The sequence below is a fragment of the Mesorhizobium sp. C416B genome, from assembly GCF_030323165.1.
Taxonomy (GTDB): Bacteria; Pseudomonadota; Alphaproteobacteria; order Rhizobiales; family Rhizobiaceae; genus Mesorhizobium.
In genome coordinates this window covers 4,595,301-4,616,521 of the sequence record NZ_CP100471.1, presented here as the reverse complement: position 1 = coordinate 4,616,521, position 21,221 = coordinate 4,595,301, and the positions used below count along the sequence as shown (strand labels likewise).

Here is a 21,221-nt window from a genome sequence, read left to right as displayed (position 1 = left end):
CATGCGGTGGCAATCGCTGCCGCTGTTCATCGGCTTCGCCGTGCTGGCGTTGATCGTCGGCACACGCGCCGTGCTGGTCGAGACCCAGAGAGCCAATCGTGAGGCCGCGCGCGAGGCGGTCGAGTATCAGGAATTGCTTTCCGGTTTGCTTGCGATGGCTCAGGAGGCCGAGACCAGCCAGCGCGGCTATCTCCTGACCGGCGAGAAATCCTACCTCCAGCCTTATCGGCAGGCGGTCGACGCCATTCCGGGCCAGCTTGCCCGCATCGACGGCATGACCGCGCCGGACGACGAACTCGTGCAGCAGATCAACCACGTCAAGGACGCGCTTTCACAAAACCAGGCCGAATTGGCTGAGACGATTGCACTCTACGATCGCGGCGATGCGGCAAAAGCTCTGGAACTGGTCCGCAGCGGCCAGGGCAAGGCCGCCATGGACCAGATCCGGGCCAGCATGGACACGATCCGGCGCATTGGCGGCGCAGCCATCGCCGCGCGCGACGCTCATACCGACCGGGTCGAAAACTGGCTGCGAATCGGCTCGATAGCGGCGCTGCTGGCGATCTTCCTGCTTGGCGCCTACACGGTTCGCCTTTCGCGCCGCCGGTTCCGCGCAGTGGCCATCGCCCAGGAAGAGCTGATGCGCAAGAACATCGAGCTCGGCAACGAAATTCAGACGCGTGAAAAGGCCGAATCGCAGATCCGCCAGATGCAGAAGATGGAGGCTGTGGGCCAGCTGACCGGCGGTATCGCCCACGATTTCAACAACATGCTGGCGGTGATCATCAGCGCCATGAACCTCGCCCAGCGCAAGCTGGCGCGGGGCGAGCACGACATCATGAAATTCATCGAAGCGGCGACCGATGCGGCGACCCGGGCCGCAAACTTGACGTCACGGCTGCTTGCCTTCTCGCGCCAGCAGCCGCTCGCGCCTCAGGTTGTAGACGCCAATCGTCTGGTCGCCGGCATGTCGGACCTGCTTCGGCGGGCGCTCGGCGAAACCATCCGCATCGAAACCGTGCTGGCTGGCGGCCTGTGGAAGACCCATGCCGATCCGAGCCAGCTCGAAAATGCCATTCTCAATCTGGCGGTCAATGCGCGCGACGCCATGAGCGAGGACGGCAAGATGACCATCGAGACCGCCAACAGCCACCTCGACGAGAGCTACGCCGCCACCCATGCCGAGGTCAAAGACGGCCAGTATGTGATGATCGCGGTCAGCGACACCGGCGCCGGCATGCCGGCGGACGTCATGGAGCGGGCTTTCGAGCCATTTTTCACCACCAAGCCGGTCGACAAGGGCACCGGCCTCGGGCTGAGCCAAGTGTTCGGCTTCGTCAAACAGTCCGGCGGACACGTCAAGATCTACTCGGAACCCGGCCAAGGCACCACGATCAGGATCTACCTGCCGCGCTTCTTCGGCCCGGAAGAGGCCGCCATATCTTCGGAACGAGCCGGAAATCCTGCCGTGCCGGTCACCGAAACCATCCTTGTCGTGGAGGACGATCCACGCGTGCGGGCTTCCACCACCGATGCCATGCGCGAACTCGGCTACACCGTCATTCATGCCGCAAGCGGCCAGGAAGCGCTGGAAAAGCTGGGCGACAACCCTGGTGTGGCGCTCATGTTCACCGATATCGTCATGCCGGTGATGAATGGGCGCAAGCTCGCCGAGGAGGCGCTGGCGCGCATGCCGAAGCTGAAGGTGATCTTCACCACCGGCTTCACCAGGAACGCCGTCGTCCACAATGGCGTGCTCGACCATGACGTGCATTTCCTGGCCAAGCCCTTCACCATCGAGCAGCTGGCGGCGAAATTGCGCGACGTGCTGGACGCAAGATGACCGAGACCCTGGAAATCGTCACCTTTCGCCTCAAGCCTGGAGCGGAAGCGGCCTTTGCCGCCGCCAACAACCTGGTCGCCGACTGGCTGGCGCGGCAACCTGGTTTCGTAAACCGCTGCCTGGCGCGGCGGGACGATGGCGGATGGGTCGATGTGGTGCGCTGGCGAAGTCGCGAGCAGGCTCTCGCCGCCGCGGGCCGCATCATGGCCGAGATCGGCGATTGCGAAGCGATGCGGGCCATCGATCCCGCAAGTGTTGCGATGGAACATTCGGCAATTGTGATCTCGAGGCCATAGGTCGACTAGCCAGCAGTCGCAAAAACCGTCCTTGACTTTCTTGCCCCGGCACCCGACTTCCTAGCGTCCGAGGAGACCCGCCCCATGCCAGAGGCCCGACGATCGACAATCGATGCCGGAGAAGTGGAACGCTTTTCCGCGCTTGCCGCCGAATGGTGGAACCCGAACGGCAAATTCCGTCCGCTGCACAAATTCAACCCGGTCCGGCTTGCCTATATCCGGGACCAGGTGGCGGCGCGCTTCGGCCGCGATCCGCGGGCGGCGCGGCCGTTCGAAGGCCTGCGTTTCCTCGATATCGGCTGCGGCGGTGGGTTGTTGTGCGAGCCGATGGCAAGGCTTGGCGCCGAAGTGGTCGGCGCCGACGCCTCGGCAACCAACATCGAGGTGGCGAAGCTGCACGCGGCCGAAGGCGGCGTGACGGTGGATTATCGCGCTACGACCGCTGAGGATTTGGCCGATTCCGGCGAGAAATTCGACGTCGTCCTCAACATGGAAGTCGTCGAGCATGTTGCCGATGTCGACCTGTTCATCGGCAAGTGCGGCGAGATGGTCAAGCCCGGCGGCATCATGTTCGTGGCCACCATCAACCGCACGCTGAAGGCACTGGGCCTGGCCATCATCGGCGCCGAATATGTGCTGCGCTGGCTGCCGCGCGGCACCCACCAGTTCGGCAAGCTGGTGCGGCCCGAAGAGCTTGAAAAGGCGCTCGGCAGCGCCGCCATGACCATCATCGACCGCACCGGCGTGACCTACAATCCTCTCGCCGACCGCTGGGCACGCTCCAAGGACATGGACGTCAACTATATGGTGCTGGCGGAAAAACGATCGGTCTGAACGAAAGGGGGCGGCCGTGGACACTATGAGGGCCCGAGAGCTGGCGCTCGATCTTCCCGAAACGGTCGAGCAATCGCATTTCGGCAAGGCTGACTTCCGCGTCCGCAACCGTATCTTCGTCTCGCTGCCCGAAGCCGACCGTGCTGTCGTCAAGCTCGACCGCGACCAGCAAGAGATGATGGCCGCGGCTGAGCCATCGGTTTTCAGGCCCGTGACAGGCGGCTGGGGCCAAAAGGGATGGACGTCGATCATGCTCGAAGCCTGCGACGAACAGACATTCCGCAGCGTCGTTCGGACGGCCTGGCGAAACGTCGCCCCGCCGGCGCTACGGAAGCGCCTCGACGCGAGCCAAATTTAAGCTTGAGCAGTTCGAGCAAAGTGTGAAGCGGTTTTCCCGGGAAAAGCGCATAGCGCTTTGCCTAGGGAATTGCGTAAACCAAAGACCCTATGCCTTCTGGCTCTGCGCCTTGGTGGTGATGATCACGCCGATGGTGATGATCACCGCGCCGGCCCAGGTCAGCAACTGGTAGTGCTCGCCGAGGAAGATGGTTCCGGCAAACAGGCCGACGGCCGCCGCCACATAGCCGATCTGGCTGAGATAGACCGGACCGCCCACGGCCTGCAGCCGGAAGAAGAAGGCAAACATCGCCGAGGCCGAAGCGACCTGCGCCACGACAACCAGCGGCACGGCGCCAAGCGGGGCGAAGGCACTGAGGCCGAACAGCGCGAGAATGCCGATCAGCAGCAGCGTCGCCGAGGCCAGGTGGCTGCCGACGGCCAGTTCGATCGGACCGGTGCCTTCGGGCCAGTCGACGGTGCGATAGATATTGCCGGCGGCAAGGCTGACCGGGATCAAAAGTCCGGCCAGCACCCAGTAGACATCGGCCGGCTGGCCGGCCTCGCCGCGCGTCACCGCCACCATGACGGCGCCGATGAAGCCGACGGCGATACCGATACTGCCGAGCGTATTTGGCCGTCGAACGCCGAGCAGGATCGAAAACACCAGTGTGATGACCGGCGACAGCGTGAACATGATGCCGGTATAGCCGGCGCCGAGATGCGGGATAGCCGAAAACATCAGCAGATTGGGCACGGCGTAGGACACGGCGGCGGTGATGAAGAAATAGCGCAGTCTGTGCGAGGTGAGCCGCATGCGCTCGCCGTTCGCGAGCAACGCGCACAGCAGCACGCCCCCGGCGCCGAACGAGATGACGAAGGCCCAGACCATGGCCGGAACGCCGGCAGCCGTCGCCAGCTTGCCGAACGGCAGGGTCAGGCCGAGCAGGCCGCCGGTGACGACCAGCAGGCCAAGCGCCGATTCCCAGAGAAATTTCATCGGATGGTCCCGTCACTCACTTGCGGCACTGGGTCGAAACTGTATCTTGAGGTAGCATACCACAAATATTCTTAACGTCAAGATACTTAGCGGTGAGACAGATGGATCGCGCAGCAAAGGCGGTGGAGCAATGGAAGCGGGAACGGCCGGACCTGGAGGTGTCGCCAATGCTGGTGCTTGGGCGGCTGAACGAAGCCTCGTCGCTAATCGCCCGCGAGCGCCTCGCCCCGCTGTTTGCCCGTTTCGGACTGCAGGCCGGCGAATTCGATGTGCTGGCGACGCTGCGCCGCTCCGGCCAGCCTTACGCGCTGACACCGACCGCTCTCTACGAGGCGACGATGGTGACCTCCGGCGCCATGACCAACCGGCTCGACCGGCTTGAGAAGGCCGGACTGATCCTGCGCGGCCCGCACCCCAACGACCGGCGCGGCATTGTCGTGCAACTGACCGAAAAAGGTCTCGCCTTGATCGATGAGGCCGTGACCGCCCACGTCGCCAACGAGCATGAAATCCTCGCCGGGCTCACCGGCACGGAGCGGGGGGCACTGGCTCAGTTGCTTGGCAAATTGATCGATAGCGCCAGCTGATCGCTCAGTTGCGCTCCTCGGGAAAGCTCGGGATCGGCATGAAATCGATGCCATCCTCGGCCAAGCTCTTGGCTTCGTCCAACGTCGCCTCGCCATAGATGCCGCGCGCATCGCTCTCGCCGAAATGGATCTTGCGCGCTTCTTCGGCAAACTTGTCGCCGACATAGTCGGCATTCTCGCGCACCTTCTCGGCCATCGCCTTCAGCTGCGCCAAAGCCTGCTTCTGGGTTTCGCCCATGGCCAGCGCAATTGTTTCCTGCTTCCGCGCGGTGGAGACGGCTGGCGCCATCAGCGCCTTTTGCACCTTGTGCGAGCCGCAGCTCGGGCAATCGACGAAGCCGCGCTTCTTCTGCGTGTCGAAATCGTCATTGCTGCGAAACCAGCCCTCGAATTCGTGCTCGTGCTCGCAGATCAGGGCAAAGCGGATCACGAAGCCGCGCCCCTGAGCCGCGGCGCTTCCACTGCGCCGGCATTGACGGCAAAATCACGCGCGTTCTTGAGATTGGGGATTTTCTTACGCGCGGCCGACGACTGCGCCGTGTCGATCTCGGCGATGATCACCTCCGGATCGTCATGGTCGGCCTCGGCGAGAATTCGACCCCATGGGTCGACGATCAGCGAATGGCCATAGGTTTCGCGGCCATCCTCATGCAGGCCACCTTGTGCTGCAGCAACCACATAGGCGCCGTTCTCGATGGCACGGGCTCGCAGCAGCACATGCCAGTGCGCTTCGCCGGTCTGGCGAGTGAAGGCGGCAGGCACCGACAAGAGGTCGGCGCCGGCCATCGCCTCGGCGCGGAACAGCTGTGGAAAGCGTAGATCGTAGCAGACGGCAAAGCCCAGCCTGGCGCCGTCGATCTCGGTGACGACCGCTTCGGTGCCCGGCTCATAGGCGGCGGATTCGCGCCAGCTTTCGCCATTGTCGAGATCGACGTCGAACATGTGGATCTTGTCGTAGGTGGCGAGCGTCGCGCCGTCCGGCCCAAACAGCAGCGCCCGGTTGGCGAGCTTGCCGTCGGCGCGCAGGATGGCGGTAGAGCCAATATGCAAGAAGACGCCGAGTTCGCTGGCGAGCTTGCGCGCGGTCGCCACGACGATGTCCTTGTCTTCCGAGGTGAAGGAAGCAGCCCTGGCTTCCTTGTCGCGGATCAGCGCACCGGTCATTTCCGGGGTCTGGATGTAGGTTGCACCGAGGCCTGCCGCCTCGCGCACCAGCCGTTCGAGATCGATCGCGTTGCGCTCAGGGCTCTCGCCCGAACGCATCTGGATCGCCGCCGCCTTGAAAACACCCATCGTCACGTCCTCTTTGAGCAATTCCAGGAAAAGTGTGTAACGGTTTTCCGTCCGGAATTGCGTAAAAACAAAGACATAGAGCGGCGCTACGAACCGCTCTTTGTCGTCGAGCCGTTGGCAAGCAGCCTATCCAGCTGCCCCCGTGCCTCCAATTCGTGGAGGTCGTCGGAGCCGCCGACATGCGTGTCGCCGATGAAAATCTGCGGAAAGGTCGAGCGGCCATGCGCCCGCGAAATCATTTCCTGGCGCAATTCCGGCGAAAACGAAGCGTCATGCTCGGTGTAGGCGACGCCCTTGCGGTCGAGCAACCGCTTGGCCGCCGCGCAATAGCCGCACATCATACGGGTGTAAATCGTCACATCGAGCATCGGTCCGTGCCTTTCCTTGACCTTATATAGTCGCGGACTCGTCGGCCCGAAAGTCCCCCGGCAGGACACGCGCAAAGGTCAGCACATCGACCGCTCCGGCGCCGCCCTTCTTCAGCGCCTTGGCGACCGAGCGCACGGTAGCGCCGGTGGTGTAGACATCGTCGACCAGAAGCACGCGGCGCCCAGTGATCTCGATTTCGGCTTCCGCAGGCACACGGAAGGCGGCGCGCACATTGTCCTCTCGCTCCTGCCGCTCCAGCCCGACCTGCTGGCGCGTGAGCTTGACGCGCCGGACCGCCGAGGGCGAGAAAGGCAGCCCGCTAAGCTGCGAAACCGCCCTTGCCAACTCCGCCGACTGGTTGAACTGCCGTCGAAAGAAGCGCCGCCAGTGCAGCGGCACCGGCACGACGACATCGGCGTCTGCAACTAGCTCGGCCCCGGCGCGGAGCATCCAGCGCGCCATCCATGGCGCCAGATCGGTGCGGTCCTGGTATTTCAGCCCTTGCACCATCTGGCGGGCGACACCGGAATAGGCCACAGCCGCCCGCTCCCGCTCGAACGGCGGCGGATCGGCGATCGCCTCGGCCGACAGGAACCCCTCGCCCATATCGTGGGTGAATGGCGTGCCCATCACCGCGCACCATGGCCGCTCCAGCAGCCTCAGCTTCGGCCAGCAGGCACCGCACAAAACGCCGGGTTGCGAGACGTGCCTGCGACAGCCGGCACAGACCGGCGGGAACAGCATCCGCGCCGGCCAGTCCAACATGGCCAGTTTCAACATGATTTGAGCGAGGCTCTTGATCTCCATCACCGGATCGGCCACGTGGTTTTGTCGTCCGCGCCAGGATATCACTAGACAGACAAACAGGGATGTCTACCGTTGCAGCCGATCATCGATACTGAACTTTGGCTGGTGCGCAAGCGCAGGGCGCTGGCCCACCCCGTAGCCGGCGCGGATTTTCTGATGCGGCGGGCGGCGGAAGACCTTGCCGACCGGCTCGGCGCGGTCGAGCGGAAATTCGGCAAGGCCGCGGTGCTGTTTTGCCAGACGCCGGACGCAACGGACGTGGTCGCTGCAAGCGGCAAGGCAGCGGAGATCGTGCGCGTCGAGGCAGATCCAGCGTTTCTGGACGGCCGGCCAGGGCTGATAGCACCGCTGGAAACAGTGCCGTTCCAGCCGGAAAGCCTCGACCTCGTCGTTTCACTTCTGTCGTTGCAGGCGATGAACGACATTCCCGGCATGCTGGTGCAGATCCGCCGCGCTCTGCGGCCCGACGGGCTTTTCCTCGGCGCCTTTGCCGGCGCCGGCACGCTTTCCGAATTGCGCGAAAGCCTGCTCGCCGCCGAGACCGAACTCTATGGCGGCGCCAGCCCGCGTGTCATCCCCTTCACCGATGTTCGCGACGCCGGCGCACTGCTGCAGCGCGCCGGACTGGCGCTGCCGGTGGCCGACGTCGAAACGGTGACCGTCCGCTACGATACCCTCTTCGACCTCATTGCCGATCTCAGGGCGATGGGCGAAACCAGCGCGCTGACCGATCGCAGCCGGCGACCGGGAGCGCGAAAGCATTTTACCCGTGCCGCCGAAATCTATGCCGAACGCTTTTCGGACGCTGATGGCCGCATCAGGGCAAGCTTTTCCATCGTCTGGATGTCGGGCTGGGCGCCCGATGCCTCGCAGCAAAAGCCCTTGAAACCGGGTTCGGCGAAGGTCTCGCTGAAGACGATACTGGAAAACCCCGGCGGGCGGTGACGGCGCTCCGGATCAGTGCTCGGCGAAGGCGTTTGCGAGCCTGCTGTTGTTGTCGCTGAACAGAAACTGGATCGCATTGCTGGCCTTGCCGACACCCCCGACGATGGCAAGCGACAGCACCGCAACGATCAGGCCATATTCAATGGCCGTGGCGCCTGTTTCGTCCTGCAAAAATCGGCGCAGCAATGGCTTCATGATCGTCGATCCCTCTCATCCCCGACCATATCGCCGACCTGTTAAGAAAGGTTAACGGCACAAGCTTAACAGGCTGTGAAATGGGCCTGCGTTGAGGAAGTTCTCAAGCTGGTGTCGACCTTGTTGGTCAGCAGTCGCCGCTGCGTTGGCCGTCGGCGCGGATGATGCAGACTGAGCTCGGTGAGGGCTGCAGCACGCTTCTGCGCAGCGTATAGGTGGCCCGCGAGCCGATCGAACCCGTGCTCATCGGGTCGAGACCGCCTGCAAGAGCATCGCGGCTGGATGATCGCGTCTGGTTGTCCAGCACGGGGACCGCGATCAGCGCCAGCGCCACTGCGGCCGAGCCGAACAACAGCGTGACGCGCAATAAGCCGACGCCGGCGGCGCGAAAGCTGCGATCTGGCCGGATCGAGTCCCATTCCCTGTCGAGGCTCATGCAATCGCTCCCCGCGAACCCGCTTTGCCGCAATTTTTCACGACGAGATAAATCTTCCATTAACGCTGGCTAGATCAGACCGCGAAATGGCTTTGTATCACAACAGGTCGATGAGGAACTGGATTAGCGGCGCGTCGGCCGGCGGCATGGGATAGTCGCGCATCTGCTTTGGCCGCACCCATTTCAACGCCTGCCCTTCCCTGGGCTGCGCGATGCCGCGGAAGCGGCGGCAGACGAACAGGGGCATCAGGAGATGGAAATCATCATAGGAATGGCTGGCGAAGGTGAGCGGCGCCAGGCAAGGAATGTCAGTCTCGATGCCGATTTCTTCCTGCAGTTCGCGGATCAGGCATTGTTCCGGCGTCTCGCCTGGCTCTACCTTGCCGCCGGGAAATTCCCACAGGCCGGCAAGCTGTTTGCCCTCGGGCCGCTGCGCCAGAAGCACCCGCCCATCGGTATCGACCAGCGCGCACGCGGCGACCAGCAGCAGGCGTTTGCCGGTGATCTCGCTCATGCGCCCGGCGGCCGGCGATAGTGGTAGCGATAGACTTCGTCGAAGCCCAGTGAGCGATAGAGCGCCAGCGCCGGCGCATTGCCGGCCTCGACCTGCAGCCAGGCTTCGCGAGCGCCACGCAGCCTCGCCCACTTCAGCGCCGACAGGATCAGGTTGCGGCCATGGCCCTGATTGCGCGCCGACTTGGCGGTGGCGATCTCGAACAGACCGGCAAGATCGCCGTCATGGACGCAGATCAGCACCGCCAGAGGGTCGGCCCCTTCCTCCAGCGCAAACAGCCCGACTTCGGGTTGGATAGCGCCGATGATTTCCGAAAGACCGGGCCGCAGCGATGCATCCGAGCCGCTGACCTTGAGCGACGCGCCGAGAAAGCGGCTGATATCCTTCAGCGGAATCTGGTCCATGGCCGGCGCCAGTTGCGCGTCCGCCAGCGGCAGCCGCATCACCAGGGATTCGTCGAATGTGCTCCAGCCCTCATTGTCGAGATGCTTGGCTAGGTCCGGCCCCGACAGCGGCGAGATGCGGAAGGTCAGCGGCCTGCCATAGGCGTCGAAGCGCCGGCTGGCGCGGCCGATGCGCTCGGCAATGTGCTGGGTGTCGCCGGGATCGAGCGGGTTGACCGAGTTCAGCCGCTTGGCCGGATGGCCGGCTGTCAGCCGCACCACCCAGGTGCCGTCATAATGCACGGCCGCCGCCGGCCAGGCGCGAAAACCCGCCGCCTCGTAGCGGCGCACGATGGCCAGCATGCTTGCCGGATGCCTGGAAGCCAACCCATCAACTCCGGTAATCGCCATTGATGGCGACATATTCCTTGGTGAGGTCGCAGGTCCACACCGTCGCCTTGCCGCGGCCGATACCGATATCGGCGCGGATGCGAATGTCGTCGCGCTTCATATAGGCCGAGGTCGCTTCCTCGGAGTAGCCCGGGTCGCGTTCGCCCTCATGCGCCAGACGGTTGTCGCCGAACCAGATCGACAGCCGGTCGCGATCGGCCGGCTCGCCGGCCTTGCCGACGGCCATGACGACGCGGCCCCAATTGGCGTCCTCGCCGGCAACCGCCGTCTTGACCAGCGGCGAATTGGCGATGGACAGCGCGATGCGCTTGGCCGAGCGCGCCGATTTGGCGCCGGTAACGGTGACTTCGACCTGCTTGCGGGCGCCCTCGCCGTCGCGCACCACTTGCAGCGCCAGCGATTTGAGCACCTTGCCCAGCGCCCGGCGGAAGGCGCCGAGACGGGCATCCTTGGGATCGCTGATGGCGGGCGCGCCGCGCTTGGCAGCGGCTCCGGTGGCGAACAACAGCAGCGTGTCGCTGGTCGAGGTGTCGCTGTCGACGGTGACGGCGTTGAAGGTCTTGGCCGTGCCGCGCGACAACAAGTCCTGCAGCACGGGGGCGGCGATCGGCGCATCGGTGGCGATGAAGGACAGCATAGTCGCCATATCGGGCGCGATCATGCCGGCGCCCTTGGAGATGCCATTGATGATGACGTCGGTGTCGCCGAGCTTGACCGTCGCTGTCGCCACTTTCGGATAGGTGTCGGTGGTCATGATGGCCTTTGCCGCCTCGGTCCACAGATCCGGCTTGCCGTCCTTGACCAGTCCGGCGAGCAAATGGCTGAATTTGGTGGTGTCGAGCGGCTCGCCGATTACCCCGGTGGAAGCGAGGAACACTTCGCCTGGCGTGCAGCCTGCGGCCTTGGCCGCGGCCTCGCCGGTCAGTTGGGTGGAGGCGCGGCCCTTCTTGCCGGTGAACGCGTTGGCGTTGCCGGAATTGACGACCAGCACCCGCGCCTTGCCGGCGCCAAGGTTCTCGCGGCAGAAGTCGACCGGTGCCGAGGGGCATTTCGACTTCGTGAACACGCCGGCAACCGCTGTGCCGGCATCGAAGACCATGGCCAAGAGGTCGGTACGGTTCTTGTACTTGATCCCGGCCTCGGCGGTGGCGATGCGCACGCCCTCGATGGCAGGCATTTTGGGATATTTCTTCGGCGCGAGCGGCGAAATCGTTGCGGACATTGGAGACCTCTGGCGAGGGAAAAACGCTGGGCGAAGGCCGGTTTGCCCGATAGCACGGCCCGGCGCAAGGGCGTTTTCTTGGCCGCCGCTGTCGGCAAGCCACCAGGGATTAAGCTTGCATTTCAAATCCGTTGGCGTCACCGGGGCCTCTGGCGTTATGATATCGGCCATGGGCAGGCTGGTGATCTTGGCGGTGGCGTATATGGGGCTTTTGCTCCTAAGCGCCGATGCGCAGCCGGAACGGCGCGTGGCGCTGGTCATCGGCAATGGCACCTATGCCGAAGCCGGCACGCTCACCAATCCGGTCAACGATGCCCTCGATATTGCCGGCAAGCTGCGCTCGATCGGCTTCGACGTCATCGAGGGCAACGATCTCGGCAAGCGCGAACTCGAGCGCAAGATCGGCGAATTTTCCGACGCGCTGGAAGGTGCGGGCGTCGGGCTTTTCTATTACGCCGGCCACGGCCTGCAGGTGGAAGGGCGCAACTACATCGTGCCGGTCGACGCCCGGCTCGACATGCCGGTCAAGCTGCAGCTCGAAGCCGTGCCGATCGACGAAGTCCTCGATATCATGGAGCAGCAGACCAAGGTCAGCCTGGTCTTCCTCGACGCCTGCCGCAACAATCCCTTTGCCCGCAGCCTGAGTCGCACCGCCACCACGCGCTCGGCAACGGCGCTTGCCGGTCTGGCGCAGTTCGATTCGACGCGCGGCTCCTTCATCGCCTTCTCGACGGCGCCAGGCGCTGTCGCCATGGACGGCACCGGGCGCAATTCGCCGTTCGCCGCCGCCCTGCTGCGGCACATGGCCGAGCCCGGCCAGAGCATCAACGACATGATGATCGCGGTGCGCCGCGACGTGGTTTCCGAAACCCGTGAGGGCCAGCGCCCATGGGAACAGGGCTCGCTGCTCGAACGGTTTGAGTTTGTGCCTGACGGTGTGGCTGCAGCGCCGCCGCCGGCCGTTGCGCCGGCGCAGTCCAGCCAGGTGGCAGCGCTCGAACGTTCCGTTGGCGACGACAAAACCGCGATCGAGAAATTTCTGCGCGACGCCTATCTTGCGCCCGATGCCGCGGCGATCGGCGAGACCGTCAAACGGCTCTATGCGCCTTCCGCCACCATCTTCGGCACGCGCTATGACAGCGACGCCGTCGTCAAGCTCAAGACGGACTGGTTCGCGCAATTTGCATCCTGGTCGTTCAATCTCGAGCCCGGCAGCCTCGAGGTGACGCCGCAGGGCGAGAACCGCGCCGAAGCCGTGTTCGCGATGAGCTATGACTATATGTCGAAAGACAAATCGGCGGCGCGCATGACCGGCAAGGCACGCGTCACGCTTGGGCTTGTGAAGAGCGACGGCCAATGGCGGATCGCCTCGGAAACCTCGCAAGCGATGAACTGAAATCCCCGCCAAGGGCGAATGTGAGACCTGTTTCTACACCGCTGGAAACGGGCCGTTTCGTTTGACTGCCAGCTAACCTATATTGTCTACGAAATTGCTGGCGAGGACAAATATGGGCGAGGATCCGGCGCGCAGATCGATTGGGGCGCGGCGCAATCCGGACAGCGCCGAGGCCATTCTCGAGGCCGCGGAGGCACTACTGGTCGAGGCCGGCTATGCCGGCTTCTCCATAGAGGCCGTGGCGCGGCGGGCGCGCGCCGGCAAACCCACGATCTATCGCTGGTGGCCGAGCAAGGCGGCCCTGCTGCTGGAGGTCTACAAGCGGCAAAAGCGTGTCGACGTCCCCGATACCGGCAGTCTCGAAGATGACCTCGTCGGTTTCCTGAGGAACCTCTTCGCGCATTGGCGCGACACATCCTCGGGCAGCGTATTCCGCTCGCTGATCGCCGAGGCCCAGTCGGACGAAGCGGCGGCCGCGGCCCTGACTGGCTATGCCGATGGGCGCGTGTCCCACACCGCTCGGATCATCGAGCGCGCCAAGGCGCGCGGCGAGGTTGCGGCCGATGTCGACGCAGCGCTGGTCGCCGACCTCATCGCTTCCTATGCCTGGAAACACCTTTTGACCAACCGGCTGGACGAAGATGAGGCGACAATCCGTGCCACTGTCCGCTATGTGATGTCAGGCATCTCCCACAATTGAAAAGGGCGCCGAACGGCGCCCTTTGCATGTTTTTTCGGTGCCGGCCTTACTTGCCGGCTTCCATCGTGTCGACGGCCTTCTTCAGATTGGCGTCGGGGATTTCGACCTTGGCGGCGCCGCGCAGCTGCTTGACCAGTGCGAAATACTTGTCGCGGATCACCGCCTGCTTGGCCTGGTCCTTGACGTCGTCGAAGGCCGGCGGCTGTTTGGTGCGCTTGTCCTCGAGCTTGATGACATGCCAGCCGAATTGCGTTTGCACCGGCTCCTTGGTGTATTTGCCGATTTCGAGCGCAACTGCCGCCTTGTCGAATTCCGGCACCATCTGCCCCGGGCCGAACCAGCCGAGATCACCGCCATTGGTCTTGCCCGAGGGATCGCTGGTATGCTCGTTGGCGAGCTTCTGGAAGTCTGCACCGCCATCGAGCTGCTTGATGATCGCCTCGGCCTCTTCCTTCGTCTTCACGAGGATGTGACGGGCATGAATCTCATTGACCGGCGGCGTGCTGGCGATTTCCTGGTCGTAGCGGGCGCGCACCTCGGCATCGGTAACCTTGTCGACGACGCCCTTCTCGACCATCTCGCCATGCAGCGCGCGCTGCTGCAGGAACGCCATGCGGCGCTGGAATTCGGGATCCTTGTCGAGCCCGGTAGCGACCGCCTGGGCGGCCATGACGCGGATTTCGATGGCCGCCGAAAGGGCGGCGGCGCGGCGCTGCTCGGGTGGCAACTGCGAGAACTGCTGCGACAGCTCGCCCTCGGCAAGCCCAAGGTCCGCCTCGGTCAGCTTCTGGCCATTGACGGTAGCGATAACGGCGTTCGGATCGACGGGGGCTGCCGCCGGCGCTGCTGCGGCATCGGCCGGGGCGGGAGCGGCTTCCTGGGCCATCAGCGGAGACAGCGACAGGGCCGACAGGCCGAAGGCCAGGCCAAGGCTGGCGAGCGACGCACGGCGAAACAGTAAGGACATCAAGATTAACTCCAAGGGGGGATTGGTAGGGCTTGCAGATCAGCCGGATTGTGGCGGAATTTGGCGCTGCCCATAGGGCTAACGCGGCGTTGACATCAGTTGAGCCCCCTCTTATCTGTCCAACGACTTTGCGTCCAGAACCGTTTTCCGGGCGCTTTTTGTGTTTGTCCGCGTTTCACGCGGAATTGATGGGGCCGGCCGGCGCTCATCTCAAAATTGAGAATTCTATCGAAAGGACCATCGGATGGTCAGTCTCGGCGGTCTCGCCCGTAAGGTTTTCGGTTCCTCCAACGATCGTCGCGTAAAATCGACCCGGCCGCGTGTCGAGGCGATCAACGCCATGGAAAACGAGATGCGGGCGCTGTCCGACGCCGAGCTTCAGGCCCGCACGGAAAAATTCCGCCAGGATATCGCCAACGGCGCCACGCTCGATGACCTGCTGGTGCCGGCCTTCGCCACCGTCCGCGAGGCATCCCGCCGCGTGCTCGGCATGCGCCCGTTCGACGTGCAGCTGATCGGCGGCATGGTGCTGCACAATGGCGGCATCGCCGAAATGCGTACCGGCGAGGGCAAGACCCTGGTCGCCACCCTGCCCGTTTATCTCAACGCGCTTGCCGGCAAGGGCGTCCATGTCGTCACCGTCAACGACTATCTCGCCACCCGCGACTCCGAATGGATGGGCCGCGTCTACAAATTCCTCGGCCTCTCGGTTGGCGTCATCGTCCATGGCCTGTCCGACGAGGAACGCCGCGTCGCCTACGCGTCCGACGTTACCTATGCCACCAACAATGAGCTCGGCTTCGACTATTTGCGCGACAACATGAAGTATGAGCGCGCGCAGATGGTGCAGCGCGGCCACAATTACGCGATCGTCGACGAAGTCGATTCCATCCTGGTCGACGAGGCGCGCACGCCGCTGATCATTTCCGGTCCGCTCGAGGACCGTTCGGAAATGTACAACACCATCGATGCCTTCATGCTGCAGCTCGGCCCGGCCGACTACGAGATCGACGAGAAGCAGAAGACCTCGATCTTCACCGAGGAAGGCACCGAGAAGCTGGAAAACCTGCTGCGCGCGGCCGGCCTGCTCAAGGGCGAGTCGCTCTATGACGTCGAGAACGTCGCCATCGTCCACCACGTCAACAACGCGCTGAAGGCGCACCGGCTGTTCCAGAAGGACAAGGACTACATCGTCCGCAACGACGAGATCGTCATCATCGACGAATTCACCGGCCGCATGATGCCGGGCCGCCGCTATTCGGAAGGCCTGCACCAGGCGCTCGAAGCCAAGGAGCATGTGGCGATCCAGCCGGAAAACCAGACGCTGGCATCCGTCACCTTCCAGAACTATTTCCGCCTCTACAAGAAGCTGTCCGGCATGACCGGCACGGCGCTGACCGAGGCCGAGGAGTTCGGCAACATTTACGGCCTCGAAGTCACCGAGATCCCGACCAATCTGCCGGTCATCCGCAAGGACGAGGACGACGAGGTCTACCGGACGGTCGAGGAGAAGTACAAGGCGATCGTCAAGGAGATCAAGGAAGCGCGCGCCAAGGGCCAGCCGACGCTGGTCGGCACCACCTCCATTGAAAAATCCGAGCAGCTGGCCGAGCGCCTGCGCAAGGAAGGGTTCAAGGATTTCGAGGTGCTGAACGCCCGCCATCACGAGCGCGAAGCGGCCATCGTCGCCCAGGCCGGCAAACCCGGCGCCATCACCATCGCCACCAACATGGCGGGACGCGGCACCGACATCAAGCTCGGCGGCAACGCCGAGATGCGCATCGAGGACGAACTGGGCGACATGCCTGCTGGTCCCGAGCGCGAGGCGCGCGAAAAGGAAATCATTGCCGATGTCGAGCGCCTGAGGGAAAAGGCGCTGGCCGCCGGCGGCCTCTACGTGCTGGCCACCGAGCGCCATGAATCGCGCCGCATCGACAACCAGCTCCGCGGCCGCTCCGGCCGCCAGGGCGACCCCGGCCGTTCGAAATTCTTCCTGTCGCTGCAGGACGATCTGATGCGCATCTTCGGCTCCGAGCGCATGGACGGCATGCTGCAGAAGCTTGGCCTCAAGGAAGACGAGGCCATCATCCATCCGTGGATCAACAAGGCGCTGGAAAAGGCGCAGAAGAAGGTCGAAGCGCGCAACTTCGACATCCGCAAGAACCTGTTGAAATACGACGACGTCTCGAACGACCAGCGCAAGGTGGTGTTCGAGCAGCGCATCGAATTGATGGACGGCGAAGGCCTGTCCGAGACGATCGCCGAGATGCGCGAAGGCGTCATCGAGGAGATCGTCACCAAGAACATCCCCGAAAACGCCTATGCCGAGCAGTGGAACGTCGCCGGCCTCAAGGCCGAGGTCGCCGAATTCCTCAATCTCGACCTGCCGGTCGAGGACTGGGTCAAGGAAGAAGGCATTGCCGAGGACGACATCCGCGAGCGCCTGACCAAGGCCGCCGACGCCGCCGCCAAGGAGCGCGCCGAGCGCTTCGGCCCAGACGTGATGAGCTATGTCGAACGCTCGGTGGTGTTGCAGACGCTCGATCATCTGTGGCGCGAGCACATCGTCAACCTCGACCATCTGCGTTCGGTCGTCGGCTTCCGCGGCTACGCCCAGCGCGACCCGCTGCAGGAATACAAGAGCGAGGCGTTCGAGCTGTTCCAGGCGCTGCTCGGCAATCTGCGCCAGGCCGTCACCGCGCAATTGATGCGCGTCGAACTGGTCCGCCAGGCCGCCGAAGCGCCGCCGCCCGAAGCGCCTGAAATGTTCGGCAGCCACATTGACGGCACCACGGGCGAGGACGATTTCGAGGGTGGCGAGACCGCACTTCTGGTCCGCCAGGAGAGCAACGCCATCGTCGCTCCCGAAGACCGCGATCCGAACAACCAGGCGACCTGGGGCAAGATCGGCCGCAACGAAGCCTGCCCCTGCGGCTCCGGCAAGAAATACAAACACTGCCACGGCGCGTTTGCCTGATTTCGAAGGCTAGGTCGGCGGGACAGCACCCCCCTCTGGCCTGCCGGCCATCTCCCCCTCAAGGGGGGAGATCAGCAGCTTCGGCGCCGTAACTTCTTTCAATTTCGACAATTGGCGAAAGCCACAGTGACAGCCAATCTCCCCCTTGAGGGGGAGATGTCCGGCAGGACCGAGGGGGCGCGAAGGATCGCGACCTCTCAGTCGAAATTTTAAAACAAGCTTCTCACAACAACCCCGAATCGCGCGCCGCCGCCGTCGCCTCGCCGCGCGACACCGCATCCAGCTTGCCCAGCACCGCCGAGACATGGTGATCGACCGTCTTTGGCGAAATCGTCAATTGCTCGGCGATCCGCTTGTTGGACAGGCCGCGTTCGATCAGCTGCAGCACCTGCATCTGGCGCAAGGTGAGGCCGGCGAGGTTGGCGCGCGTCGAGCGGCGCGGGCCGCGGGCGATGCCGCCAACGCCGTTCTTGCGCATGATATCGCGCAGGCGCTGGGCTGCCGGCCTTGCCCCCAGGCCGTCGAAAATATCCAATGCCAGCCGCTGCCCCTCGTCGTCGCCGAGGATGAGCGCCAGTCCGCGCTCGTATGGCGCATTCAATTCGGACCAGAGTGCCGAAGCCGAACGCCAGTCGCCGGTCAGGAGCAGCCGGTATGGTGTCGCCATCTCGGCGGTGTCGCCGGCCGGCATATCGGGAGAGAGCAATGTTCGCCACAGAGCCAGCTCACCGACATGGGCACGCGAGCGCACCGGCGTTTCGGCGCGGGTGATCAGCGCCAGCGCCTCTTGCCTGTCGGCCAGGCCCAGCCATGCCTGCTCCGCCATCAGCGCCGCGTAAGAGCTCAGCATCTGCAGGTCGCCGCCGCTTCCGACCAGACGCGCCATTTCGGCGAACAGCGGCTCGGCCGAGGGATCGCCGCGCCTCAGGCGCAGTTTCGCCAGTGCCAGCAGCGCCGGAAACCGGCCCACGGTGGTTGTCCGCTCATTGTCGATGACATCGCTTGCCGTCGCGGCGGCCTCATCCCATTGGCCCTGACGCAGCTGCACATCGGCCAGCATGCCCCTGAGATAGTCGCGCCAGGTGCCGAGGTCGTTCTCGGTGCAATAGTGGATGCCGCTCTCGAGCACCGGACGTACCGCGTCGTAGCTCATCTGGGTGATCTCGAAACAGGCGCGGTTGGTGAAGGCGCGCGCGGCATGCTCCTGGAAATTGCCCTGGAGCGCAATTTCAAGGCTTTGGTCGAGGCGCAGGCGTCCCGCATCCGGATTGAGCCACTGCTCGACGCAGCCGACATTGTTGAGGGCATGCGAGGCGATGTCGGGACGGTTCATGCGCGCAGCCAGCGCCGCTGCCTTCTCGCCATAGAACAGCGTGTCTTCCACCCTCTCCGACAGCATCGCCAGATGTGAGAGGTTCGAATAGGCCATGGCGAGTTCGGGACCGGCGGGAGCCGCTTCCAGCATCGCCACAGCCTCGGCGCCGAAGGCGGCCGCCGCCTCGCGGTCATCGCCCATTTCGCTCAGCCGGGAGAGCCATCTCAGGCTGTCGCCCTCCTTCAGCCTGTTGCCGTCTGCCTGATGCAACCGGCGCGCCTGTCCCTGCGCTGCAAGCGCATCATCGATCTTGCCGATGAGATGGCACTCGAAGGCATGACTTTCGTAGAGCGCGGCGCGCTCGATCACCGGCAGGCTGTCGGCCTGCTGCAAGGCGATCTCGTAATAGCCGGCGGCATCGCGATGGGCGCCGACGCGCGACGCCTCGCGCGCGGCGATTGGCGCAAGTTCGCGCACCGCCGCCAGATTGTGCGCCTCGACCGCATGATGCACCAGGCGGCCTGTGGAGACGTCGCCATTTTCGAGCAGTGCCGCCAGCGCACGCTGGTTGAACTGCCGCCTGTGCGACGTCGTCAGCATCATTTCGATGGCGCGTCGCGCGATGTCGTGGCGGAAGGCGTAGCCGTCGCCCAGATCGTCAAGCAGGCCGTTGGCGACACACTCGGCCAACTGGCCGGCGCTGGCGACGCCGCACAGGCCTTGCAAGGCCCAGGCGTCGGCGCGGCGCGGAAACACCGACACCGCGTCGAGCATGGCCCGGGCGCCAGCCGACAGCCGCTCGGCCCGCGCCAGCACCGCGTCGCGCACGCTTGCCGGCAGCGCCATTTCGTTTTCGGCGCACAACAATTCGGTGACGAAGAAGGCATTGCCTGCGGTCGCCCGGTAGATGGCGTCGCCATCGCGGCCGGCCGCATCGGCGAGCGACAGCACGGCCGCCTGGCTGAGCAGCGGCACGTCGATGCGCGCCACGCTGCCGGCCGGGATTTCGCCCAGGGCGCGGCGCACCCGCATCTGTCCCTCGCTGCGGTCGGTGCGCGCCGTGAGCAACAGCAGGATGTGGGTGTTGGCGATACGCCGGCCGAGGAAGCGCACGAAATCGAGCGTCGCATCGTCGGCCCAGTGCAGGTCTTCGATCACCAGCAGGCTCGGTCCCTTGGCCGCAAAGGCGTCGAGCGCATCGGAAAACAGCGGCAGTCTCTGCCCATGCCGGGCGTCGATTGCGCGCGGCAGCGCCCATTGCGCCTCACGGGCCAGATCGTAAAGCGGCCCCAGCGGATCGGGGATCGACAGATCCTCGCAAGCGCTGCGCAACATTGCCGCGCTCTCTCCGACACGGGCCGCGAACGCCTCGACAATCGCCGTCTTGCCGGCGCCGGCCTCCCCCGCCAGCACCGCGACTCGGCCATGGCCGCCTATTGCATCGCCAAGCAGTGTCTCCAGTTGCTGCAGCTGCGTCTGCCGTTCCAGAAGCATCATTGTCATCGTCTCACAGGATCGGAGTTTTCCCACCATGGCGGGCCGCTCACGATTAGCCCGTGAAGAAAGCGCCGCAATGTGACTTTGCACACATTGCCGTGCCTCTTTCCACAAAGAACGACGCCAATATAGGGAATCGTCCCGTCCAATATGGGGAATCGTTCCGATGCGCGGGCCGGGCCGGCGTGGTCAACGTCCAGCCGCGCTCCGATCGAGCGTGAACCAATGGAAAAGGAAGTCTTCCATGCCTCGCTACCTGATTGAACGCACATTTCCGGACGGCCTCAACATACCGATGACCGATATCGGCGCCAGCGCGGTGGGCGGCGTCGTCATGCGCAATGCCGAAAAGGGCGTCACCTGGATCCAGTCCTTCGTCACGCCCGACAAGAAGCACAGCTTCTGCATCTACGACGCGCCGACGCCCGAAGCGATCCGCAGCACGGCTCAGAAAAACTCGCTGCCGGTCGACAAGATCACGGAGGTGCGGGTTCTTGACCCTTACTTTTACCTCTGATCCTGCGTTCGGTCGCCACGACGATGAGCATCAAACGGTCCTTCGCGGCCATGGCGAACTGCCTGATGGCCTGCCGCTCGGCGGAATCGGGCCTGTCCTGGGAAAGACCGGCCGGCCAACCTCCGTGCTCGGCCGTCTATGGCGGTTCGCGTCCAAGCTGCCTGCGTATCTGTCTGAAAGGCGGCGCTTGCCCCCGGAAGGCGACTATCTGAGGCGCGACATCGGGCTATCGGAGCGGGACGTCCCGCAGGAATATTGGCAATATTACTTTTGGGATCGTTGATTTTGCACGGTTTTTAAGGGCTGCGGCCAAAGCCCGGCAACGGAAGCCGCATCGCATGAACCGGGACGGACAAACCAAATCCTAAACCAACGCCGCAG

The 21,221-nt window shown here is 64.2% G+C and carries 23 protein-coding genes; 11 read left to right on the top strand and 12 right to left on the bottom strand.

Annotated elements, in window-relative coordinates:
• The first annotated feature begins 1 nt into the window (after position 1).
• From NLY43_RS22600 to NLY43_RS22585, 4 genes are all read left to right on the top strand, one after another.
• Positions 2-1,843 carry a CHASE3 domain-containing protein gene (locus NLY43_RS22600; RefSeq protein ID WP_023712843.1) on the top strand — a complete coding sequence of 614 codons (1,842 nt, stop codon included), beginning with the start codon at positions 2-4 and terminating at the stop codon, positions 1,841-1,843.
• Positions 1,840-2,139: an antibiotic biosynthesis monooxygenase gene (locus NLY43_RS22595; RefSeq protein WP_023685779.1), complete on the top strand. Its 300-nt coding sequence runs from the start codon at positions 1,840-1,842 to the stop codon at positions 2,137-2,139. Before NLY43_RS22600 ends, NLY43_RS22595 begins: the two co-directional genes overlap by 4 nt.
• An 84-nt stretch (positions 2,140-2,223) precedes the next feature.
• On the top strand, positions 2,224-2,973 hold the full coding sequence (gene ubiG, locus NLY43_RS22590) for a bifunctional 2-polyprenyl-6-hydroxyphenol methylase/3-demethylubiquinol 3-O-methyltransferase UbiG (RefSeq protein ID WP_023672976.1): 750 nt from the start codon (positions 2,224-2,226) through the stop codon (positions 2,971-2,973).
• 25 nt (positions 2,974-2,998) lie between these two features.
• Positions 2,999-3,331, top strand: coding sequence for an MmcQ/YjbR family DNA-binding protein (locus NLY43_RS22585; protein WP_023712844.1), 333 nt, complete (start codon positions 2,999-3,001; stop codon positions 3,329-3,331).
• An 87-nt stretch (positions 3,332-3,418) separates the two neighbouring features.
• Here the strand turns inward: NLY43_RS22585 and NLY43_RS22580 are convergent, their stop codons facing one another.
• Positions 3,419-4,309 carry a DMT family transporter gene (locus tag NLY43_RS22580; protein WP_023701432.1) on the bottom strand — a complete coding sequence of 297 codons (891 nt, stop codon included), beginning with the start codon at positions 4,307-4,309 and terminating at the stop codon, positions 3,419-3,421.
• A 101-nt stretch (positions 4,310-4,410) separates the two neighbouring features.
• Here NLY43_RS22580 and NLY43_RS22575 point away from each other — a divergent pair, with 101 nt between their 5' ends.
• Positions 4,411-4,896, top strand: coding sequence for a MarR family winged helix-turn-helix transcriptional regulator (locus NLY43_RS22575; RefSeq protein ID WP_023701431.1), 486 nt, complete (start codon positions 4,411-4,413; stop codon positions 4,894-4,896).
• 4 nt (positions 4,897-4,900) lie between these two features.
• Here the strand turns inward: NLY43_RS22575 and NLY43_RS22570 are convergent, their stop codons facing one another.
• The 4 genes from NLY43_RS22570 to NLY43_RS22555 all read right to left on the bottom strand — a co-directional run bounded on the left by NLY43_RS22570 (position 4,901) and on the right by NLY43_RS22555 (position 7,365).
• The gene (locus NLY43_RS22570; RefSeq protein ID WP_023672980.1) at positions 4,901-5,326 is read right to left on the bottom strand and encodes a DUF1178 family protein; all 426 of its coding nucleotides are present in this window, start codon (positions 5,324-5,326) and stop codon (positions 4,901-4,903) included.
• Positions 5,323-6,189: a carbon-nitrogen hydrolase family protein gene (locus NLY43_RS22565; protein WP_023698969.1), complete on the bottom strand. Its 867-nt coding sequence runs from the start codon at positions 6,187-6,189 to the stop codon at positions 5,323-5,325. Before NLY43_RS22565 ends, NLY43_RS22570 begins: the two co-directional genes overlap by 4 nt.
• Positions 6,190-6,275: 86 nt before the next feature.
• Entirely contained in the window at positions 6,276-6,557 is a 282-nt protein-coding gene (gene grxC / locus NLY43_RS22560) for a glutaredoxin 3 (protein WP_023672982.1), read from the bottom strand.
• Between the two features lie 22 nt (positions 6,558-6,579).
• The gene (locus NLY43_RS22555) at positions 6,580-7,365 is read right to left on the bottom strand and encodes a ComF family protein (protein ID WP_198025494.1); all 786 of its coding nucleotides are present in this window, start codon (positions 7,363-7,365) and stop codon (positions 6,580-6,582) included.
• Positions 7,366-7,437: 72 nt separating this feature from the next.
• On the opposite strand from NLY43_RS22555, the gene NLY43_RS22550 reads away from it, so the two are divergent.
• Positions 7,438-8,310 (top strand): methyltransferase domain-containing protein, encoded by an 873-nt coding sequence (locus NLY43_RS22550; protein ID WP_023693999.1) that lies wholly within the window; start codon positions 7,438-7,440, stop codon positions 8,308-8,310.
• Positions 8,311-8,322: 12 nt separating this feature from the next.
• Here the strand turns inward: NLY43_RS22550 and NLY43_RS22545 are convergent, their stop codons facing one another.
• The 5 genes from NLY43_RS22545 to argJ form a co-directional block, all read right to left on the bottom strand.
• On the bottom strand, positions 8,323-8,505 hold the full coding sequence (locus NLY43_RS22545; RefSeq protein WP_023672984.1) for a Flp family type IVb pilin: 183 nt from the start codon (positions 8,503-8,505) through the stop codon (positions 8,323-8,325).
• A gap of 127 nt (positions 8,506-8,632) precedes the next feature.
• A complete protein-coding gene (locus tag NLY43_RS22540) occupies positions 8,633-8,941 on the bottom strand; it encodes a hypothetical protein (RefSeq protein WP_023694000.1) in 309 nt (102 codons plus the stop codon).
• 97 nt (positions 8,942-9,038) lie between these two features.
• Positions 9,039-9,455 carry an 8-oxo-dGTP diphosphatase MutT gene (gene mutT / locus NLY43_RS22535; protein WP_023685791.1) on the bottom strand — a complete coding sequence of 139 codons (417 nt, stop codon included), beginning with the start codon at positions 9,453-9,455 and terminating at the stop codon, positions 9,039-9,041.
• A complete protein-coding gene (locus tag NLY43_RS22530; RefSeq protein WP_023713717.1) occupies positions 9,452-10,201 on the bottom strand; it encodes a GNAT family N-acetyltransferase in 750 nt (249 codons plus the stop codon). Before NLY43_RS22530 ends, mutT begins: the two co-directional genes overlap by 4 nt.
• Positions 10,202-10,229: 28 nt before the next feature.
• Positions 10,230-11,471 (bottom strand): bifunctional glutamate N-acetyltransferase/amino-acid acetyltransferase ArgJ, encoded by a 1,242-nt coding sequence (gene argJ, locus NLY43_RS22525; protein ID WP_023672988.1) that lies wholly within the window; start codon positions 11,469-11,471, stop codon positions 10,230-10,232.
• Positions 11,472-11,586: 115 nt separating this feature from the next.
• Between argJ and NLY43_RS22520 the strand changes: the two genes are divergently transcribed.
• Together NLY43_RS22520 and NLY43_RS22515 are read left to right on the top strand one after the other, a co-directional pair.
• Positions 11,587-12,867, top strand: coding sequence for a caspase family protein (locus tag NLY43_RS22520; RefSeq protein WP_245264077.1), 1,281 nt, complete (start codon positions 11,587-11,589; stop codon positions 12,865-12,867).
• A 112-nt stretch (positions 12,868-12,979) separates the two neighbouring features.
• Complete coding sequence (locus tag NLY43_RS22515) at positions 12,980-13,567, top strand: TetR/AcrR family transcriptional regulator (RefSeq protein WP_023712847.1); 588 nt, start codon at positions 12,980-12,982, stop codon at positions 13,565-13,567.
• Between the two features lie 46 nt (positions 13,568-13,613).
• On the opposite strand, the gene NLY43_RS22510 is transcribed toward NLY43_RS22515, so the two are convergent.
• Positions 13,614-14,534, bottom strand: a complete 921-nt coding sequence (locus tag NLY43_RS22510) for a peptidylprolyl isomerase (RefSeq protein WP_023686683.1) — start codon at positions 14,532-14,534, stop codon at positions 13,614-13,616.
• A 244-nt stretch (positions 14,535-14,778) separates the two neighbouring features.
• Here NLY43_RS22510 and secA point away from each other — a divergent pair, with 244 nt between their 5' ends.
• A complete protein-coding gene (gene secA / locus NLY43_RS22505; protein WP_023712848.1) occupies positions 14,779-17,511 on the top strand; it encodes a preprotein translocase subunit SecA in 2,733 nt (910 codons plus the stop codon).
• A 223-nt stretch (positions 17,512-17,734) separates the two neighbouring features.
• Here the strand turns inward: secA and NLY43_RS22500 are convergent, their stop codons facing one another.
• Entirely contained in the window at positions 17,735-20,323 is a 2,589-nt protein-coding gene (locus NLY43_RS22500) for an ATP-binding protein (RefSeq protein WP_031202152.1), read from the bottom strand.
• A 244-nt stretch (positions 20,324-20,567) separates the two neighbouring features.
• On the opposite strand from NLY43_RS22500, the gene NLY43_RS22495 reads away from it, so the two are divergent.
• Positions 20,568-20,840, top strand: a complete 273-nt coding sequence (locus tag NLY43_RS22495) for a DUF4242 domain-containing protein (protein ID WP_023673765.1) — start codon at positions 20,568-20,570, stop codon at positions 20,838-20,840.
• On the top strand, positions 20,818-21,123 hold the full coding sequence (locus NLY43_RS22490; protein ID WP_084023795.1) for a hypothetical protein: 306 nt from the start codon (positions 20,818-20,820) through the stop codon (positions 21,121-21,123). Before NLY43_RS22495 ends, NLY43_RS22490 begins: the two co-directional genes overlap by 23 nt.
• Positions 21,124-21,221 lie beyond the last annotated feature (98 nt).

Excerpts from the sequence above, each read along its gene's own strand:
- grxC (WP_023672982.1), bottom strand. The coding sequence starts at position 6,557 with ATGCTCGATGTGACGATTTACACCCGTATGATGTGCGGCTATTGCGCG.
- NLY43_RS22530 (WP_023713717.1), bottom strand. The coding sequence starts at position 10,201 with ATGCTGGCCATCGTGCGCCGCTACGAGGCGGCGGGTTTTCGCGCCTGG.
- secA (WP_023712848.1), top strand. The coding sequence starts at position 14,779 with ATGGTCAGTCTCGGCGGTCTCGCCCGTAAGGTTTTCGGTTCCTCCAAC.
- NLY43_RS22555 (WP_198025494.1), bottom strand. The coding sequence starts at position 7,365 with ATGGAGATCAAGAGCCTCGCTCAAATCATGTTGAAACTGGCCATGTTG.
- NLY43_RS22565 (WP_023698969.1), bottom strand. The coding sequence starts at position 6,189 with ATGGGTGTTTTCAAGGCGGCGGCGATCCAGATGCGTTCGGGCGAGAGC.
- NLY43_RS22585 (WP_023712844.1), top strand. The coding sequence starts at position 2,999 with ATGAGGGCCCGAGAGCTGGCGCTCGATCTTCCCGAAACGGTCGAGCAA.
- NLY43_RS22600 (WP_023712843.1), top strand. The coding sequence starts at position 2 with ATGCGGTGGCAATCGCTGCCGCTGTTCATCGGCTTCGCCGTGCTGGCG.
- NLY43_RS22595 (WP_023685779.1), top strand. The coding sequence starts at position 1,840 with ATGACCGAGACCCTGGAAATCGTCACCTTTCGCCTCAAGCCTGGAGCG.
- NLY43_RS22500 (WP_031202152.1), bottom strand. The coding sequence starts at position 20,323 with ATGATGCTTCTGGAACGGCAGACGCAGCTGCAGCAACTGGAGACACTG.
- NLY43_RS22580 (WP_023701432.1), bottom strand. The coding sequence starts at position 4,309 with ATGAAATTTCTCTGGGAATCGGCGCTTGGCCTGCTGGTCGTCACCGGC.
- NLY43_RS22510 (WP_023686683.1), bottom strand. The coding sequence starts at position 14,534 with ATGTCCTTACTGTTTCGCCGTGCGTCGCTCGCCAGCCTTGGCCTGGCC.
- mutT (WP_023685791.1), bottom strand. The coding sequence starts at position 9,455 with ATGAGCGAGATCACCGGCAAACGCCTGCTGCTGGTCGCCGCGTGCGCG.
- NLY43_RS22495 (WP_023673765.1), top strand. The coding sequence starts at position 20,568 with ATGCCTCGCTACCTGATTGAACGCACATTTCCGGACGGCCTCAACATA.
- argJ (WP_023672988.1), bottom strand. The coding sequence starts at position 11,471 with ATGTCCGCAACGATTTCGCCGCTCGCGCCGAAGAAATATCCCAAAATG.
- NLY43_RS22540 (WP_023694000.1), bottom strand. The coding sequence starts at position 8,941 with ATGAGCCTCGACAGGGAATGGGACTCGATCCGGCCAGATCGCAGCTTT.
- NLY43_RS22575 (WP_023701431.1), top strand. The coding sequence starts at position 4,411 with ATGGATCGCGCAGCAAAGGCGGTGGAGCAATGGAAGCGGGAACGGCCG.
- NLY43_RS22545 (WP_023672984.1), bottom strand. The coding sequence starts at position 8,505 with ATGAAGCCATTGCTGCGCCGATTTTTGCAGGACGAAACAGGCGCCACG.
- NLY43_RS22515 (WP_023712847.1), top strand. The coding sequence starts at position 12,980 with ATGGGCGAGGATCCGGCGCGCAGATCGATTGGGGCGCGGCGCAATCCG.
- ubiG (WP_023672976.1), top strand. The coding sequence starts at position 2,224 with ATGCCAGAGGCCCGACGATCGACAATCGATGCCGGAGAAGTGGAACGC.